Origin of the sequence: Endozoicomonas sp. SESOKO2 (assembly GCF_024606245.1) — a bacterium.
GTDB lineage: Bacteria > Pseudomonadota > Gammaproteobacteria > Pseudomonadales > Endozoicomonadaceae > Endozoicomonas_A.
The window spans coordinates 1-1,105 of the sequence record NZ_JAHHPQ010000498.1 but is presented as its reverse complement, the minus strand read 5'-3'; the positions used below and the strand labels follow the sequence as shown (position 1 = coordinate 1,105).

1 protein-coding gene is annotated in these 1,105 nt (G+C 52.8%); it reads left to right on the top strand.

Features of this window, described 5'->3' with window-relative positions:
* Window positions 1–218 precede the first annotated feature (218 nt).
* On the top strand, window positions 219–1,105 hold an 887-nt coding region (locus KDK17_RS11390; RefSeq protein ID WP_257288128.1), incomplete at its 3' end, for a hypothetical protein.

The window sequence follows — 1,105 nt, the reverse complement described above, 5'->3', positions numbered from 1 at the left end:
ATGGAAGCGCAAAACATTCTGGACACTCAGGATGATCCGACTCTGTCAGTGGTCGACGTAGCAGACCGCTCGGGCCAGAGCGTGTCCTTCATCTATGCCGAAGTCGAACGGGGAAACATTGAGTACTACGACTTTGGCAATGGCAGAAGGTGGATCAAATTCAGTGAAAAGCAGTTGGCGGACTACTTTGAAAGCCGCCGCAGGAAGAGGAATTCAGCATGGGCAGACGCCGTACAAAACCGTGGAAGAGGGTCAAGACAGACGCCGGATGGCGGATTAAGTACGACTACAAAGACCAGCGGCTCGGTATCTCGCGGACTCGGGAAACTTTTAACACAAACGAAGAGGCGGAAGACTTCCACGAAAGGCTGATTGCCAACGCCAAGAAAGTATCAAGGGGGGAGAAGCCAGAACGTTTCTTCGGTGAAGCCATGATGGAGTATCTGACGCTGGAGTCCCCGAGCAAAACCAGCCATGGTGACGATTTAAGCAACGCCGCCATGCTTCGTATTCCCTTTGAGTTTCGGAACAAATTCTGGCGACTGGAAGACCTGGCTCTGAACGACTCAGAGACAGGCATAGTCGTTGGCTTGGAACTCTATTTCAAAGATCAACTGAAGATTACAAAACGATCCTACCTGAACAAAGAACTCTATCAACTGCGCAAAGAGAGAGGTGGATCAGTCTGGTATCACCAGCCCCACCCGGCAAGCGAAGAAATCCCACAGCCACGATACCCAGTCACAGACCCTGCTCTGCGGAAACGACTGAATCAGGCAAAGGGCAGGGGGCCGGTCAGGAAAGACACACTGCGACTCAGGCAGACCCTGGCTTCAACCATTCTTTCCTACGTCTACCGCAAGCTGCGATGGATTGATATGAACCTGGCCGACTTCATCGACCGCATCGAGCCGGGCAAATCGCGCATTGATTACCTGACCTCTGAACAGTTTTTCTGCCTGATCGAAAAGGCAGAGGAACTCTATGGCAGTGAGATGGTTCGGCTGATAAAAGGGGCTGCCTGGATCGGCTGGCGACGCAGTAACCTGATCGGCCTGACCTGGGACCGGGTGTTCTGGCCGGAAAAAGTCATAGACCCTATCAC